This is a genomic window from Peribacillus sp. B2I2, assembly GCF_041261685.1.
Taxonomy (GTDB): Bacteria; Bacillota; Bacilli; order Bacillales; family DSM-1321; genus Peribacillus.
The window spans coordinates 3,040,030-3,056,408 of the sequence record NZ_JBGCCB010000001.1; the positions used below are offsets into that span (position 1 = coordinate 3,040,030).

Genomic DNA, 16,379 nt, shown 5'->3' on the forward strand with positions numbered 1-16,379 from the left:
AATTCTTCCATTCTCTAAAAATATTAAAAAAGGTTTTTAGTCTAGTGCCAATTCTTCTGGTTCTGACAGGATCTCTATATTTTTGTTTTTTAAAGCTTCTTCCAACATGCTTTCAGAAATCCAAATTTCACCGATATCAAGCGTGTTTTTTATTCTTACAACTCTTACCTTATTCAAATCGAAGGCATTGCACGTTTTGATAGCGGCTTTAACAGCCAATTCGTTCGTATCTAAAAACATCGGGAGCTTTACTACATCTGTCACTGTGCTGGTGAGTGCATTGGCATACCCTTTTTCCCATTCGATTTCATTCATGACCGCCTTCGTCGTCATATCAGCCATGCCGATGCCGTTTGCATTACCGTGAGTTTTTTCAGTAAGTCCAAGAACAACGGTCCGTCTAACATCTGGCCCCCCGGTAGCATATGGAGTGGCGAAATTACCCGTTATGTTCGGATCCATTCCATCCCCCGAGATGTCCTTTCCGAGTTCATTTACAATTAGTACGTCCATCGAATCGAAATGTATTTTCGGCATCAATGATTTGGCTTCAAGCAAAAGTCCCGGCTCCGTTTCTTCCAGATCCTCTGCTGGGACTGCGACGATTTTCGCTGGTTTATCATAGGCATTTTCAATAGTCGCTAGCCCAAATATGATAGGGGCTTTTCTCAAGGAAACCTTAGCCATCTCAGGGACATGTTCCGCCATATACTTAAAGCTGTACGCATGTGCAGCTTCGGCCCCCTTTTGCTTGCCCAAACCGATTGTAATCATTTTCATAAGTCCGCTTTCAACCGGTCCACGAAATGCCGTGTGCGGTTTTATCCGATTAATGACTATGATTTTATCCGATTCATATGCTAGTTTATCTATATATACAGGGAGCCCATTTGGCAATTCATCCAATTTAACAACTTCCATCGATGACATGATTGGCGCTCCAACCGCTTCTTCTGTAACACCCAGCTGAAGCAACACATCTATTTGCCCTTCCGCTGTAGCACCCCCATGACTTCCCATTGCTGGTACGATAAAAGGATTTCCGCCAGCATACAAAACAGCCGCTACCGTTTCCCTTACTAGTATAGGAAGGTCCGCCACCCCTCTGCTTCCTACTGCAATTGCCACCCTGTCATCTTCGGTTATTCTTGATAAGACACCTGCTTCTTTTATTGCCTTCTTCACCTCACCAGCTACATCAGCGATTTGAGGTGTACAAAATTTCTGCCTCACTTTGACCATTTTTGGTAATGGGATTTCACGTAAAAGGTCAGTGATAATATCCATTTTCCATCCTCCAAACAGTCTGGATTATTTACCGCGTACTTTTTCAACTTCGCTCATCATTTCTTTTACTAGATCCTGACCAAATTTCTGAGCATATTCGTCCGTCACTGGTTGGATGACTTTCTTCATTTTTTCCATTTCTTCCGGCTCTACTTCATTGATTTTCATTCCTTCTTCTTTTAGATACTTAAGTGCTTTTTCATTTTCTTTTTGGTTAACTTCCCGTTGATACTTTCCAGCCTCTTGTGCGGCCTCACTCATGATTTTTTGCTCTTGTTCTGATAGGTCATCCCAAAACTTTTTACTTACAAGGAATACAAATGGTGTATAAACATGATTTGTTAAACTTAAGTAGTCTTGCACTTCATTATATTTTTGCGTTTGAATTGTTGCGAGCGGATTTTCTTGACCATCCACAGTGCCTGTTTCCAACGCAGTAAATACTTCAGAGAAAGCCATCGGCGATGGATTAACACCCAACTTGGAAAATGCATCTAAATGCACTTCATTTTGCATCGTACGAAGTTTAAGGCCTTTGAAATCTTCAGCCGTTTTAACAGGGTGTTTGCTGTTGGTTACGTTTCGGAAACCATTTTCCCAATATCCCAGACCTACTAAATCATGTTCCGGAAGTTTATCCAAAAGCTTTTTGCCTACTGCACCATCAAGTACTGTATAAGCCTCTTCTTCATTATTAAAGACAAATGGGAAGTCATATATTCCAAATTCCTTAATCATCCCCACAAGCGGAGAGGTTGAAGGAACTGTTACTTCCTGTAAACCGCCTTGAAGTGCTTCTGTCATTTTCTGATCATCCCCAAGAGTGGCATCAAAAAAGTTTTGGACTTTCATCTTCCCTCCGCTTTTTTCTTCAAGCAGTTCTTTGAATTTTTCCATCCCCTGCCCTTGTGGATGCATTTTACTATTGCCAATTCCTGCTTTGATTGTTCTTTCCTGTATACCGTCAGCTGTAGCGCTTTCATTTTGTCCGCTTCCGCAAGCACCTAATAGTAGTACTGAAGGCAGTAAAACTCCAACCGCCAAACGTTTGAACAAAATATTCATTTTCTTTTTCCTCCTATAAAATAAGATGAATATCAGCATACAGACCCAATTACTTGTTTAATTCCGTTAGGAGGTAAACCATTCTAGAGGAACCATTACTAAGGAAGGAAACAAAATTAACAAGATCAATACAATTACTTCCACGAGCAAGAAAGGCCAAATTCCCTTCATGATATCTTCCATACTGATTTTACTTATGCCACACATGACATTTAATACGGTTCCGACCGGTGGTGTAAGTAAACCAATGGCATTATTCAGGATAAACAGGACACCAAAGTAAACTGGGTCGATTCCTGCAGCGACCACCAATGGCATCAAGACAGGTGTAAGAATAAGGATTGTCGGCGTCATATCCATTGCAGTTCCAACTACGATAACCAGTAAGTTAATCATTATTAATAGAAGGAATGGATGATCCATGAATGGTTCCAGCAATCCAATTACCTGGCCAGGTAAATCGGCTACAGTTATCAGCCAGGATGACACTAGTGCTGCGGCGACCAGAAACATGACCACACTTGTCATTTTTCCTGCATGAACAAAGACATCGTACAAATCTTTCACTTTCATTTCACGATAGATTACAAGACCGACAAATATTGCGTAAACTGCAGCCACCACTGCAGCCTCAGTCGGGGTAAATAGTCCGAATTTCAACCCCCCAATGATAATGACTGGCAGGAATAGAGCCCATATGCCTTGTCGGAGTGAGATAAGTATTTCTTTTGCTGATGCTCGAGGATTAACCGCGACTTTATCTTTTCGTGCAACAATGGCCCAGGTAACCGTAAGTCCAACCGCAAGTAAAATACCTGGTACGATTCCTGCCATAAACAGCTTTGTAATGGACACACCACTCGCGACACCAAAAATGATAAAGCCAATACTTGGTGGAATGATCGGAGCAATGATACCACCTGATGCAATTAACCCACTTGACCGGTTCACATCATAACCAGATTTCACCATCATTGGAATCAATATAGCTCCAAGCGCTGCTGTATCTGCAACAGCAGATCCGGATAAACTTGCAAACAACACACTTGCAATGATCGCTACATAGCCAAGACCTCCTTTGATATGGCCAACCATCTTCATTGCCATCTCAACGATACGCCGTGATAATCCGCCCCGATTCATCGCTTCTCCAGCCAGCATAAAAAACGGTATGGCCATTAGAGGAAAGTTATCCGCACCACTGATAAGGTTTTGCGCGATAATTTGACTATCAAAAATACCAAGGAAGTACATTAGCACTACGCTACTCACAAGTAAGGCAAAGGCAATAGGTATTCCAAGTCCCATGGCTCCCAGTAAAGATCCGACAAATACACCTATCATCCCTGTTTCTCCTCCTTAGCTATCCTAATATCTGAAGCAAATTCATCAGCATGGAGAGAAATTAACTCTTCTGACTCACTTATCATCACTAATTCTTCGTCTTTAATTTTATTGAAGAAAATCCGATACAAGTTGAAAATGATCATACTGCCCATTGAAACACTCACAAGAATACCTGTCCCATATACAAATGCCAGTGGCATGCCAGTGGCTGGTGCTGTACTGTCAATGTTTATCAACGTCATTTTCCAGCTGCCATCCAGGATCAGGAGAAGAACGAAAAGCATCAACAAATCACTAATAACGAGTACCACTTTTTTCATCTTAATTGGGAGCCGTTTGATGACCATGTCGACACCCAAGTGTTCTTTGTTTTTGAAAGCTCCGATGGCGCCTAGGAACGTCAACCAAATAAAGAGATATCTTGACATTTCTTCTGACCAAGTAATCCCTGAATTAAAGAAATAACGAAGAACTACATTACCAAACACGAGTACGACCATTATTGCTAACGCAGCAGCCATAATAATGTTCAACGAATTTTCTAAGATTCTGGAAATTTTATTCACCTATACATCTCCCCCTTCCTATCTAGAGCGCCTGCATTATTCTGCTTTTATTTTTCCAACAAGCTCTTCTGCCCAGTCATTTTCCTCAAAGACTTCATCATAAACAGGTTGAGATGCTTTTAACATTTTTTGTGAAAAATCTTCGTCAGGCTTAGTGAACTTGATACCATTATCCTTAAGAAATGCTTTGTCATCTTCGTAACTTTTTTCCATCAAATCAAACTCATATGCTGCCGACTCTTTTGCTGCTTTTTGAATGATTTTTTGTTGTTCCTTTGTAAGACCGTTAAAGAATTTGCTATTAATAATGTAAATATTGGGGCTGAACATATGCTTGGATTCTAGAACATCACTTTGAACTTCATTCCACCCCGAGGATCTCAGCGTGGCAATGGGATTATCTTGAGCATCCACCACCTTTTGTTCAAGTGCGGTAAAAACTTCTGAAATAGGTAATGGGCTTACGTTTGCCCCTAATGATTCACCTAATTTTATGTAATTAGGGATGTTCGGCATTCTAAGTCGAAGTCCATCAAAATCTTTCATACTCTTGATTGGACGATTGCTCGAAAACATCCTAAAGCCATTTGCACTCCATGAAAGAGGTGTCACTCCATGTTTTGGATCAAGCTCTTCTGTCAATTCCTCTCCAATAGGTCCATTCAATACCTTCTTTACATGGTCGTAATCCCTAAATAGGAATGGCCATTCCGGAACACCCATTTTCGGAATGTCCGACTGCATGATTAGCCCGGGAACACCCATTTCGATTGTTCCGTTTCTGACACCGTCATAGAATTCTTTCTCTGCACCTAATGTACTGTTTGCATAAATCTGAACCTTAAGTTCACCATTACTCTCTTTTTCAACCATTTTTTTAAATTTTTCTTTTAAGGCAATGTTCTGAGGATGATTTTCGGCAAAATAATGTGCCACTTTAATCGTTTTCTTTTCAATTCCAGATCCGCTGGTTTTTTCTCCTTCACCACCACCACATCCTGATAAAAGCAATGCCACTGCAAGAGTAAAGCCTGTGGAGAATACAAAAAGCTTTCTTTTTTTCAAATAAAACCCTCCCCAAAGTTTTTTGTAAGCGTTATCATAACGGGCTGATATTAATTACTTCTCCATACTCTTGTATAAGCCAAAGGTGAAATCGTTTTATAATATAAAACCCCGTTTTTGTTTTATTCGGAGTAAGGAAAACACTTTACCGCTTATGACGTTTTACATATGCATTTATTACTTTTCTATAAGGCGAAGAATTTGTTCTATAATGTAAAACCCTGTTTTCAAATTCAGGATCTTACGTTGATTATAAGCTTCCATTTTTACTAAAGTCAAACCATTTTTTGAATTTTATAACAATTAAAAAAATACTCCTTTTGTCACATATCAATATGTCAATCATTAAAACTTTTTAACCAACGCCCTTTCCAGTCAGGCAATTGCAGAATCAAAACAGGTAAGATGAAAGTTGATTTTTTCTATACTAAGATATTTCTAAGATAGGGAACCAAACAAAACCAAATGTTCTACTTAAAGTACATTCTTCTACTCCTTTTTACAGAACTTTGAGTCGGAATTTCGTTTTGCCATCTGAATAATCAGCCTTCCCTTTAAGAATTGCTTTACTTTCTATTTGGTTAAGGCGACATTATTTAAACAATCATTACCACTGCTTTAGTTTATTTTTTTAATCCACTCTATCCTATTAGAAAAAGTTTGACCCTTAGAATGAAAATAAGATAAATTTTTTACTTGTTAAAATTTTTTCGGGATATCAAATGATATGATGCTTTCGGCCAATATTTGATTTTCTTATTTGATCTTCCGCTTCATTAGAGTGGTATTCGCTTGTTTAATTTCCCCTTGTTATTAAGTATATTGACCCGCCCTTTTCCTTCAAAAGTTCATTTTAATAGATACATCTTTTTCATCCTTGCCATTGATGAAAATTTTTTTATTGAGACCATTCATTATGAACCTCTCTTACATCCGGTTAAAAAACTCTATCCCAGGCTTTTAACAGGGACTCATTAAAGATATCTATTTATTACCGATATATAGAACATGCTGGTTAATATATAACACGGGAAGGAAAAGACAAAGATGAATAGACTTAGTACGAAAATAGGTTTTGTTCTTTTAGTAGGCATGATCGTTGCATTAATCGGAAGTTTACTTTTAATGTATAAGAGTACAAATGATACGGTAGAGAAAACAATAGCCACGAGCAGCCTAGACTTAGCAAGCAACATTGCTCAAGGCATTAATCCAACGTCTTATGCTGATTTTTTAAGTAATCAATCTGAAACCCCAACCTATTGGGAAATACGCGAACAGTTAAACGATTTTAAACAAAAAACTGGAGCACTATATGTATATACATTGGGGATTAATGAAAAAAGCGAAAAAGTTCATATTCTTATAGATGGAATGAGTAAGGGAGATAAAAAAGCATCGCCAATTTTAACCCCTACAACCGTAACTGCATATCAGGATGTTGAAAGCGTTATGAAGGGAAAGGTTTCTACCACTTCCATTGTTCATGACCCTGATTATGGTGACTATTTATCCGTTTTTGTTCCAATAATGAAAGGCGAAGAGGTCATTGGAATATTAGGGGTAGATATTGATGCCAGCAAAGTCGATGCTACTGCCAGCAAGGTTCTTAATGGGATCCTTCCCCTAACAATAATAATCAATGTAATCTTAATGGCAATCATAGTGGGTGCTCTAATATGGTTCTTGACTAGAAAGTTAAGCCCCCTTCACAAGGTCAGCATGGCTGCAAAGGAAATCTCCAATGGAAATTTATTAACAGCCAATGAGCTGATTGGCCAAACGAGGGTAAACGGAAACGACGAAATCAAGGTTTTAGTGAAATCCTTTGAAGAAATGATTACCAACACAATGATGATCGTCAACTCCATGAAACAATCATCCTTACTGCTTTTGGATTCATCAAGTGATATCGAACACAAAATCAAAGAAATGGATATCTCCACGCAATATATCGTTAAAGGCATTCAACAAGTTGCAGGAGCTACAGAAGTGCAATTGTACAGAAGTGAAGAATCATCTAGGGTCATCGAGGAAATGACCATAGGGATACAAAGAATTGCCGAAGCTTCGTCAGAAGTCAGTGAACAAACAAATCATGTTTCAACTAGAATGTCCATTGGAAATAAAGATATTAATGAACTCTCAAATCAAATTTTACAAGTAAAAGATGTTATGCTGCAAACAAGTTCAGAAATAAAAAAATTGGACGAACAAGCAAATGAGATTGTGAAGATTGTACATTTAATTACAGGAATTGCAGAGCAAACAAACCTGCTATCATTAAATGCTGCTATTGAAGCTGCTAGAGCCGGTGAACAGGGTAAAGGTTTTGCGGTGGTATCTAACGAGGTACGGAAATTGGCAGTGGGCACCAAGGAATCTGCGATCAATATACAAGAGTCCCTGCTTAATTTTAAATCCATCATAAATAAATCAGTGAAAATGATGGAAGCTGGAACGAAAGAGGTAGAGGAAGGGACAATATTTGTCCTGAATACAAAAGAAACTTTTAAACAGACCATAAAATCTTTTGAGCATGTTAGTGAGCAAATTCAAGAAATATCCGCCATTACCGAGCAAATGGCCGCAAGTTCACAGGAAATCAATGCTTCTATAGAAGAATTTGCTGGGTTAACGAAGGAAACAGCCATGGCTTCAAAGCACGTGGCACATTCAACCGATCAACAAGCAAAATCCATGGAGGACATCTCTTCCTCGACCTCATCAATGGTAAAACTCGCTAATGACCTAGAAACATCTGTTGAACAGTTTAACGCGTAAAAAACTTGAACCACTATTCTATTACTATCTAAAAAAAGGGGGATTTTGCTATTAATGCAAAATCCCTTTTTTATATTTTACCTAGTTGATTTTAGTTTCAAATCACCTTCATAAGGGATATGTTCAACTGTTATCGTTATTTCTTTTCCATCTTTATCTTTACCGATTCTTTTATAAGTGAATTTATTTTCATTAAGTTCTGTAAGTTCAAGAACTGCGCCATACTTATTTTTCCCTTGTGAAACATGGGCTCTTATCTTATTTCCATGTACAACATCGTAATAGCCGTAATCACCTCGGCTTTCACCGGTTTTAGCATCAAAAAATTCATACTTATTTGTTTTATCATCATATTTTGCTAGACCTAAATAATTCGAATTATAGCTAGATACATCATTTCCCTTTTCATCCAACGCCACTGTTCCTTGCCATGGGGTGCTAGATAAAATTTTGTCTCCATCAACGTCTGTATCTACTTCCCCTGTGTAAGTTTCCAAAGTTTTATCTGGATCAGTAAATGTAAGTTCTGTTTCATTATAAGGAATATGATCAACAAACACCTCTACGTCGTTACCATTAGCATCTTTACCCATTCTTTTATAGGTAAACATATCCTTATTCAGTTCTGTTATTTCAACAACAGCTTGGTAACCCATTGATTCTGAAATTAACACTCGCATCTTCCCGTTGGTGATAAAGAATGTTCCTTTATCACCACGACTTTTTTTTGTATTTTTATCAAAAAATTCATATCTGGATGCTTCATCGTCATATTTCCCAAGACCAATAAAGTTAGCATTCTCCATTGTTAAGTCATTATTATTCTTATCATAAACTTTTGTACCTTGCCAATTCGTGCTACTAAGGATTTTAGTCAATTCCTGTCCTTCGGTTAACTTATTTTCTTGTTTACTCTCTTTAGCAGTTTGTTCATGTTTCTGTGCACTTTGATTGTCTTGTGCGTTTGTGTTACATCCCGTTATGGTCAATGTTAACCCCAGTAGTATAGAAGATGAAATTTTTGCTTTTTTATTCATTTTTTTGTCTCCTCATTGTATATTGTTGTATTTATTATTTAGTAGTGCAAATATTGACTTTATAGATTCATCTATGATCTGGTTATTTTGCTCCTGCTTTTAGTAAAATTTGTTCAATCTCTTTAAATCCTTTCTTGCGTGCATGTTGTAAAGGGGTCACATTATTTTTATCAGGAATGTTGACATCAGCCCCATGATCTATCAACAATTGCACTGTTTGTTGCTGTCTCCCATCACCATTATTCAAAATGATGGCTTCTAGCAAAGCTGTCCAACCGAGATCATTTACATGATTGATATCCATATCAGTAGTAACAAGTTCTTTAATAATATCCACGTATCCATGTTCCGAAGCTGGGATTAAAGCCGTTCCACCATACCTGTTAGTAATTGTCGGGTCGGCACCTGCTTCAATCGTAAGTTTTAGAATATCTTTAAAACCTTCTGCACCGGCATACAAGAAAGGATTATTTTCCATGTTATCCTGGATGTTGACGTCGGCACCCGCTTCAATTAATATTTTTGCAGTCTCTACATCATTGATATAAGTCGCAATCATAGTGGCAGTTCGCCCTTCTGTGTCCTGTGTATTAATATCTGCACCTTGCTCGATCAACCTTCTTACCGTTTCCGTGTCTTTACGTTCTTCAGCTTGGATCAGTTCTTCATTCATACCTTTGCCTGTCTCCTTTTCTTGTTTATTTAGCTCTCTTTCGTTATCTACGACACATCCTTGAAGGATGAAAAGGCATCCAATGAAAATTGATAGCCGTCTCCACATGAAGCACACCATCCTGTAATTATTTGTTATTATTTTTGCGCTTGAACCATAAATCAAAAGGCTTTGATCGCTTTTTGCTATGACGTGCGATTTGGGATTAAGCAGCTTTTCTTTTTGGGAAGCAGCAAACTGCGGGCGGCCATCGTATGGCCCTTGACACATTGGACAAGGTTCGCCCCTGGATTAAAGTCTAACTGTCTCAGAGAAATCGCTTCCCATTTTACGGTACACTTCTTGAATTACTGTCATTCCACGTGATTTTTCGGGTCATTTGGTTCCATTAATCAATAGAATCGGTAGCAATGAATTAGCCGCTTCCTCCTTTTTCAGTTATACTGATGTGCCAATAAAATGGTTTGTTCTATCCATGAGGATTTTTTCTCCCTTTTAATTTTTAGTCGCTTTGTTATTCCGTCTACATTATGATAGTGCTTATTCTTAAACTCCCTCTAAACAATTTCTTAAAAAAAGATTAACTTATTAATAAAATTTCTTAATGTTTATAAAAAAATCCCGCCACCTTCGTGACGGGTCATAAAACATACTCTTTAAACATTAAAGCGATATCCTGCTCCCCAAACGGTTTCCAAAAATTTAGGATGTGCAGGATCTCTTTCAATTTTTTCACGTAGTTTCCTGATATGGACGGTGACAGTCGAAACATCTGCAGCCGATTCCAATCCCCAAATATTTTCATAAAGCTGCTCTTTGCTTAATACTTGATTCGGATGCATGACAAAAAACACTAACGTATCGAATTCCTTTGTTGTAAACGGGATCACCTCTCCGTTTATATGAACTCTGCGTGCTGACTTATCTATAGAAATTCCATGAACATAGATGGAATTGGATTTGGGGTGACTTCCTGATAAACGTTCATAACGCGCTAAATGCGCCTTTACTCTTGCAACTAGTTCACTTGGACTAAAGGGCTTTGTAATATAATCATCTGCCCCTAGACCAAGCCCCCGAATTTTATCGATATCTTCCTTTTTGGCGGAAACAAGCAATATCGGGATATTTTTGACAGCACGTATTTGTTTGCATATCTCAAATCCATTCAACCCTGGAAGCATGATGTCCAAAATGATTAAATGATAATTTCCCTGAAGGGCCTGTTGGAGACCTGCATCACCTGTATATTGAATATCGACACTGAAATCATTAATTTCCAAGTAATCCCTTTGCAATTCTGCAATACTGACTTCGTCTTCAATAAGTAATATCTTTTTCACATTTCCTCACCTTTCTTTATGGAAAAGAAGACACTTGTACCCTTTCCTATTTCACTAGTAGCCCAAATATCTCCTCCATGCTCGCCGATAATTTTTTTTGCGATCGCAAGTCCTAAACCACTTCCACCTGTCCGAGAATTTCTAGATTGCTCAGCACGATAAAAGCGGTTAAAAATATAAGGCAAAGCAGAAGATTCTATTCCATAGCCATTATCTGTTACTTGTACAACTACATCATATAGACCTTCATGCAGAGAAATGGAAATGTGTTTTTCATCTTTATTCATATACTTTATACAATTGCTGATTAGGTTGGCCAATACGCGTTTTAATTTCTCTCTATCCGCTGTCACATATATCGGTTTATTCATCACATGAAGTTCAATCTGAATTCCTTGTTGAAGTAAATCCAGTTGAAGTTCTTCTACGTAGTCTTTCAAATATTTATCTAGTCTGACCGTTTCAAAAGTGAATGGTTCTTTTTTTAAATCCAGCTTGGAAAATAAAAACAATTCATCTATCAATGTATCCATATCTCTTGCTTTAAGGTATACAGTTGATAAATACTTGTCCATTTTCTGCGGAGTGTTTGCTACCCCGTCTTTTATCCCCTCAACATATCCCATAATCGAAGTGATCGGTGTCTTCAAATCATGAGAAATATTGGAAAGGAGTTCTTTGCGATTTTCCTCATACTGAAGCTGAAGGTTTACGGACTCTTTTAACTTTTTTCTCATTTCCTCAAACGCTCTATTCAATTGTCCGATTTCATCATTCGAAGACGCTTTTATTTCAAAGTTTAAATCTCCTGATTTTATCCGCTCTGCGCCTTCTTTAAGTATTGAGATGGGTTTGATGATGCTTCGTGAAACTAAATAATTTAAAAGTCCTATAATCATTACAAACAATAATAGCAATAGAGCGAATAAAATGGGAAACAATTCCCGAGTCAACTCGGCATAGGAACTTGCCTTTCTCAATACAAAAATACTTCCTTCACTTTTATCCGAAAAATAAAAATCAAACTTCACATATGTGAAAAAAGAGTCTTTCATTTTGATTGTGTCCCGCGTATTGATGTTCGTTTCTTCGAACTTGGGAAGTGATGGAACCAATCCTAGCTTATCTAGTGTTGGGGAAGCATACTCAATGTTTTTATCTTTTCTAACGACAATCTTAATATCCTTATGTTCAATCTTCTTCAGCTGATTTTCGTTTAGAAGCTGCTCAGGGTTATTTTTTGCCAAAAGCTTTAAATCGAGAAACACACTTTCCTCTACTGCAGTCAAAGGTTTTTGGAGATAAGATTTTTTGTATAAATGCTCTATCGATTTCACATCACCTGTTATTGCAAAAATAAGTAAAAATCCGGCTGCTAAAAATAAAGTGATGGAAATAAGGATTACTCCAACGTAGGACAACAGAAACCTCATTTTAATTGACAAATATATTCACCCCGTATCGATCTCACGTTTACTCTTTTTAGATTGTTCATCTTTTATCTAATGTTCTTGTCGGCAATATGCTGTTTCCCACGATAATTTCCCAGAACTAAAAGAACCATATCACACAAATCTTAAAACTTTCTAAAATACATAGAAAAAATCCTTAAGATTTTTACCCTAATCGATTCAAACAGAATGCCCTTAGAATAAAGAAGATCTGTGGTATCCAGCAAAATTTATTTGGTAAAAATTAGTTTTTTATACTTCCTATTATAATCATCGTATAGTTCATAAATTATCCAATAGTTCTTAATAACTATAACTCCCCTATAGTTCCGTAAGAAAAGGTTACCGCCTGTTTTTCAAGATGCTTACTAACCGATGTATTTCTTGCATTTTGCCACGATTGGCAGCTGTCAAAATAAAAACTCAGCAGCGTTTCCATTTCCTTCAACAAAACTAGATACAAAGGCACCTTCCATTATGAATATAAATACCCAAAAAACGAGTAAAGTTTATTAAAAATATGATATATACAAGGTTACCGTTCAAGTAAACAAAAAATGCCGGTTTTCAAAGTACATCATGGAATGTATCAAATGGTATCGAAAGTAAAATAAAATTCCAAGAGCAGTTCCTTGGTTCAAAATTCAGAACGTAAGGAAACAAAATATGTACATACAAAATATCTAACGAACGTCCGATAGCTTATCAAAATTTCAGAGGATTGAAAAAGACCATGTTTAAAATTCTGGTCTTTTTCTGAGATATTAATCAAAATGGATTCTTTTCTTGTAATTTATATATAGAAATAGTTTGATTTTTAAGTGTATAAACTCTATCTCTTTTACATAATTCTTGGTAGTTTACCTAATAATAAATAGCCTCATCAAGTTTTTGATGAGGCTGGCCATTACGTATAGGCATTAAAGTTTTAGCACTAAAATCGATATATCTTCAGGGTAATTCCTTTAGTTTTGAACGGCTCTAGTATTATAATATTCTTCAAGAGTAATTCCGTGGCTCATAATAGTTTGAGCTGTAGATTTGCCTACATATCGAAGGTGCCATGGTTCATATTTATAACCAGTAACTGATTCTTTTCCTTTAGGGTATCGGATAATAAAGCCATAATCATCTGCATGTGCCTGTAGCCATTTTGCTTCTTTAGTACCTCCAAAGCAATCCTGTGCCGCGCATTTACCATTTCCCCCTGTCACATCAATAGCGAGGCCTGTTTCATGTTCACTTGTTCCAGGTATCGCACTGTATGTGGTAGCTTTTGCATAACCATCCCTTTTTACATAATAATCAAATAGAGCAACTTGTGTAGCATGTGATCTGTACGCAGATACACCGAGGAGACTTACTCCCTGCTTCTTGGATTCCGCAAATAATTTGTTAATGGCAGCAGCTGCTTCACTTCGCATTTTTCTCTTTTCTGTCTTTTCTTTAAAAGTAAACGGTATCGACGTATATACTAAGTCTTTTGGTACATAATTTTCTGGTAGCTTATTTTTTTTATTGACTAGAACTGGAATACTTTCAGGCTTTGCAACAACCTGTATGGCGCCAGAAGACGGAGGGGATACCTTTACATATTGGCTACTAACATATCCTGTTTGACCGTTTATGCTAACCTTTAGCCAACCATTCGCATTTTTTCCAGTTACCATTAGCTTTGTGCCCGGTTTAACGGTTGTTATAATTTTATTAGTTGTAGAAGGACCTGTACGGACATTCAAGTTAGCAGTTGCTGTATAGATTACAGTAACTGTACTAGAGCCAGAGTTTGATATTTTTACATATTTACTACTAACATAACCTGTTTGACCGTTTATGCTAACCTTTAGCCAACCATTCACGTCTTTTCCAGTTACCGTTAGCTTTGTGCCCGATTTAACGGTTGCTATAATTTTATTGGCTGTAGAAGGACCTGTACGGACATTCAGGTTAGCAGTTGCTGTATAGGTTACAGTTGCTGCATTAGCTACACTTGGTTCTAACCCCTTAATAATTGCATGGTTAAAACCGATTAAACCTGAACATAAAATAATGAAGGCAAAACCGGTAGCTAGCAATCTCGTTATTTTATTTAGTTTTATCATTTAGAACACCTCAGCTTTAAGATATATCGTTAAGCAATTAATGTCACTGGGTCATTCTTCCTATTTCCAATTTGAAAGATTATAGGTTAGGTAATATAAATAATTGAAAACAAAAAGAACCTCTATTTAGACATAACTAATATATGCTTTCTATAATTACAGAACAAACGCAAAGCTCTAAAACCCCTAAATCAAATTGTATTAAAGTCCACCATCTAAACCGTCAATCTTCACTCCTCTACTCCAATCACGATCGATTTTTAATTTATTTTTTGTGGTGGAAAGGGTTAGTTCTCCTTCTTTCTCATAAATTTTAGATGAGTTCTCGTCATAAACTTTAAATTTCATTATATATAAGTAATCTATTGTGCCATCATCATTTTTGCTTTGTTCTTCAAGTTTCACATCTTGCACTTCAATACTTTTTTTAATTTGTTTGGATACCAATTCTGGTATTTGAAATTTACGGTTTGCGATTTCTGCATCATATTGTTCTTCTGTTAAATATACTTTAATACTTTCTGCGATTTCATCAAAAGTTGGGGGATTGGATGGATCTTTAATGGTATAAAGTTCTGTACTATAATCTATAAATAATTTTTCTGCCTCTTCTACATTGACCACATTTTCCTCTTTATCTGGTTTCTCTTCTTTTTCCTTACCATTTTCATTGACCACATCTATGTTGCAAGCAACTAAACCAAGAAACAATACAAACAAAAACAATAAACTAAGAATTTTCCTTATGATAGTCGACGTCACCTCATTTCCAGCAAATGTGCCTTCACTCTACCTTCTATACAAATCGTGAATTATCCTTGTTAAACTAATCAGCCCAGATCGATGCATAAAGAAAAAGCTGTCTTATAGACAGCTCCGATCTACAACTAAGGATGCGTTAGTTTAATAGCATTAGGATTTTTGCTTTAATAAAGAATATAGATTAGTATCAAATGAAACATCATTTTGGTACATATAATTTTTCAATATCCCTTCTTTAATGAAACCTAAATTTGTCAACAACTTATCGGATGCTTTATTTTCAATAAAAACAATTGCTCCAATACGCGTTAAGTCAAGCTCTTCAAAACCATAAGAAATCACCTTGCTGACAGCCTCTGTTGCATAACCGTTACCCCAATAATTTGGGAAAAGTGCATAGCTCAGTTCTGCTCTCTTATGTTCATGAGACCATTCTTGAAATCCGATTGTTCCAATGATGCCATCCTTCCCTTTCAATTCAATTCCCCATTTAATACCACGTTTTTCATCGAAATTCTTAGAAAAATTTCTAATTATTTGCTTCACTTGATCTGTATTTGTCAACGGAGTTTGCCCATAATATCGTAATACATCTGGATTGGAAAAACATTTTAATATATCTAATGCATCACCTTCGACCAATTCTCTTAAGACCAACCTGTTTGTTTCTAGTATAGGAAACATTTTTCCACTCCCTTTGCTTAAAACTAGATTCCTCTAAAAAATTCATGGCCTATTTCGATCAGAGGCACTCCTCAATAACACCCGTACATACTACCCTGGCTACTGATATATTAGATTTCCAATTTTAAGAAAGGTCAACCGGTATGAACCGGCTAACCTTTTAATAAGAACGCACCTTTAGCTTTTTGAGAGCTCGATTGTAAACTCACTTTT

General features: G+C 36.9%; 13 protein-coding genes. 1 reads left to right on the forward strand and 12 read right to left on the reverse strand.

Annotated elements, in window-relative coordinates:
- Positions 1-36: 36 nt before the first annotated feature.
- From ABIE66_RS14970 to ABIE66_RS14990, 5 genes are all read right to left on the reverse strand, one after another.
- Complete coding sequence (locus ABIE66_RS14970; RefSeq protein WP_370015285.1) at positions 37-1,287, reverse strand: nickel pincer cofactor-dependent isomerase, group 22; 1,251 nt, start codon at positions 1,285-1,287, stop codon at positions 37-39.
- A gap of 24 nt (positions 1,288-1,311) precedes the next feature.
- Positions 1,312-2,352, reverse strand: coding sequence for a TRAP transporter substrate-binding protein (locus ABIE66_RS14975; protein WP_370015286.1), 1,041 nt, complete (start codon positions 2,350-2,352; stop codon positions 1,312-1,314).
- Between the two features lie 66 nt (positions 2,353-2,418).
- Positions 2,419-3,696 carry a TRAP transporter large permease gene (locus ABIE66_RS14980; RefSeq protein WP_289316189.1) on the reverse strand — a complete coding sequence of 426 codons (1,278 nt, stop codon included), beginning with the start codon at positions 3,694-3,696 and terminating at the stop codon, positions 2,419-2,421.
- On the reverse strand, positions 3,693-4,265 hold the full coding sequence (locus ABIE66_RS14985; RefSeq protein ID WP_289316188.1) for a TRAP transporter small permease: 573 nt from the start codon (positions 4,263-4,265) through the stop codon (positions 3,693-3,695). The genes ABIE66_RS14980 and ABIE66_RS14985 overlap by 4 nt, the downstream gene beginning before the upstream one ends.
- Positions 4,266-4,301: 36 nt before the next feature.
- The gene (locus ABIE66_RS14990) at positions 4,302-5,330 is read right to left on the reverse strand and encodes a TRAP transporter substrate-binding protein (protein WP_370015287.1); all 1,029 of its coding nucleotides are present in this window, start codon (positions 5,328-5,330) and stop codon (positions 4,302-4,304) included.
- Between the two features lie 1,047 nt (positions 5,331-6,377).
- Here ABIE66_RS14990 and ABIE66_RS14995 point away from each other — a divergent pair.
- Positions 6,378-8,114, forward strand: a complete 1,737-nt coding sequence (locus tag ABIE66_RS14995; protein ID WP_370015288.1) for a methyl-accepting chemotaxis protein — start codon at positions 6,378-6,380, stop codon at positions 8,112-8,114.
- 77 nt (positions 8,115-8,191) lie between these two features.
- Here ABIE66_RS14995 and ABIE66_RS15000 read toward each other — a convergent pair whose 3' ends face one another.
- The 7 genes from ABIE66_RS15000 to ABIE66_RS15030 all read right to left on the reverse strand — a co-directional run bounded on the left by ABIE66_RS15000 (position 8,192) and on the right by ABIE66_RS15030 (position 16,166).
- Positions 8,192-9,151 carry a DUF4822 domain-containing protein gene (locus ABIE66_RS15000; protein WP_370015289.1) on the reverse strand — a complete coding sequence of 320 codons (960 nt, stop codon included), beginning with the start codon at positions 9,149-9,151 and terminating at the stop codon, positions 8,192-8,194.
- An 82-nt stretch (positions 9,152-9,233) separates the two neighbouring features.
- Positions 9,234-9,932, reverse strand: a complete 699-nt coding sequence (locus ABIE66_RS15005; protein ID WP_483313978.1) for an ankyrin repeat domain-containing protein — start codon at positions 9,930-9,932, stop codon at positions 9,234-9,236.
- Between the two features lie 548 nt (positions 9,933-10,480).
- Positions 10,481-11,167 (reverse strand): response regulator transcription factor, encoded by a 687-nt coding sequence (locus tag ABIE66_RS15010; protein WP_289325295.1) that lies wholly within the window; start codon positions 11,165-11,167, stop codon positions 10,481-10,483.
- Positions 11,164-12,612, reverse strand: a complete 1,449-nt coding sequence (locus ABIE66_RS15015) for a sensor histidine kinase (protein WP_370015290.1) — start codon at positions 12,610-12,612, stop codon at positions 11,164-11,166. The genes ABIE66_RS15010 and ABIE66_RS15015 overlap by 4 nt, the downstream gene beginning before the upstream one ends.
- Before the next feature lie 971 nt (positions 12,613-13,583).
- A complete protein-coding gene (locus ABIE66_RS15020) occupies positions 13,584-14,720 on the reverse strand; it encodes a D-alanyl-D-alanine carboxypeptidase family protein (RefSeq protein WP_370015291.1) in 1,137 nt (378 codons plus the stop codon).
- A 201-nt stretch (positions 14,721-14,921) separates the two neighbouring features.
- On the reverse strand, positions 14,922-15,431 hold the full coding sequence (locus ABIE66_RS15025) for a hypothetical protein (RefSeq protein ID WP_370015292.1): 510 nt from the start codon (positions 15,429-15,431) through the stop codon (positions 14,922-14,924).
- Positions 15,432-15,632: 201 nt separating this feature from the next.
- The gene (locus tag ABIE66_RS15030; RefSeq protein ID WP_370015293.1) at positions 15,633-16,166 is read right to left on the reverse strand and encodes a GNAT family N-acetyltransferase; all 534 of its coding nucleotides are present in this window, start codon (positions 16,164-16,166) and stop codon (positions 15,633-15,635) included.
- Positions 16,167-16,379 lie beyond the last annotated feature (213 nt).

Excerpts from the sequence above, each read along its gene's own strand:
- ABIE66_RS14970 (WP_370015285.1), bottom strand. The coding sequence starts at position 1,287 with ATGGATATTATCACTGACCTTTTACGTGAAATCCCATTACCAAAAATG.
- ABIE66_RS14975 (WP_370015286.1), bottom strand. The coding sequence starts at position 2,352 with ATGAATATTTTGTTCAAACGTTTGGCGGTTGGAGTTTTACTGCCTTCA.
- ABIE66_RS14980 (WP_289316189.1), bottom strand. The coding sequence starts at position 3,696 with ATGATAGGTGTATTTGTCGGATCTTTACTGGGAGCCATGGGACTTGGA.
- ABIE66_RS14995 (WP_370015288.1), top strand. The coding sequence starts at position 6,378 with ATGAATAGACTTAGTACGAAAATAGGTTTTGTTCTTTTAGTAGGCATG.
- ABIE66_RS15000 (WP_370015289.1), bottom strand. The coding sequence starts at position 9,151 with ATGAATAAAAAAGCAAAAATTTCATCTTCTATACTACTGGGGTTAACA.
- ABIE66_RS15005 (WP_483313978.1), bottom strand. The coding sequence starts at position 9,932 with ATGTGGAGACGGCTATCAATTTTCATTGGATGCCTTTTCATCCTTCAA.
- ABIE66_RS15020 (WP_370015291.1), bottom strand. The coding sequence starts at position 14,720 with ATGATAAAACTAAATAAAATAACGAGATTGCTAGCTACCGGTTTTGCC.
- ABIE66_RS15030 (WP_370015293.1), bottom strand. The coding sequence starts at position 16,166 with ATGTTTCCTATACTAGAAACAAACAGGTTGGTCTTAAGAGAATTGGTC.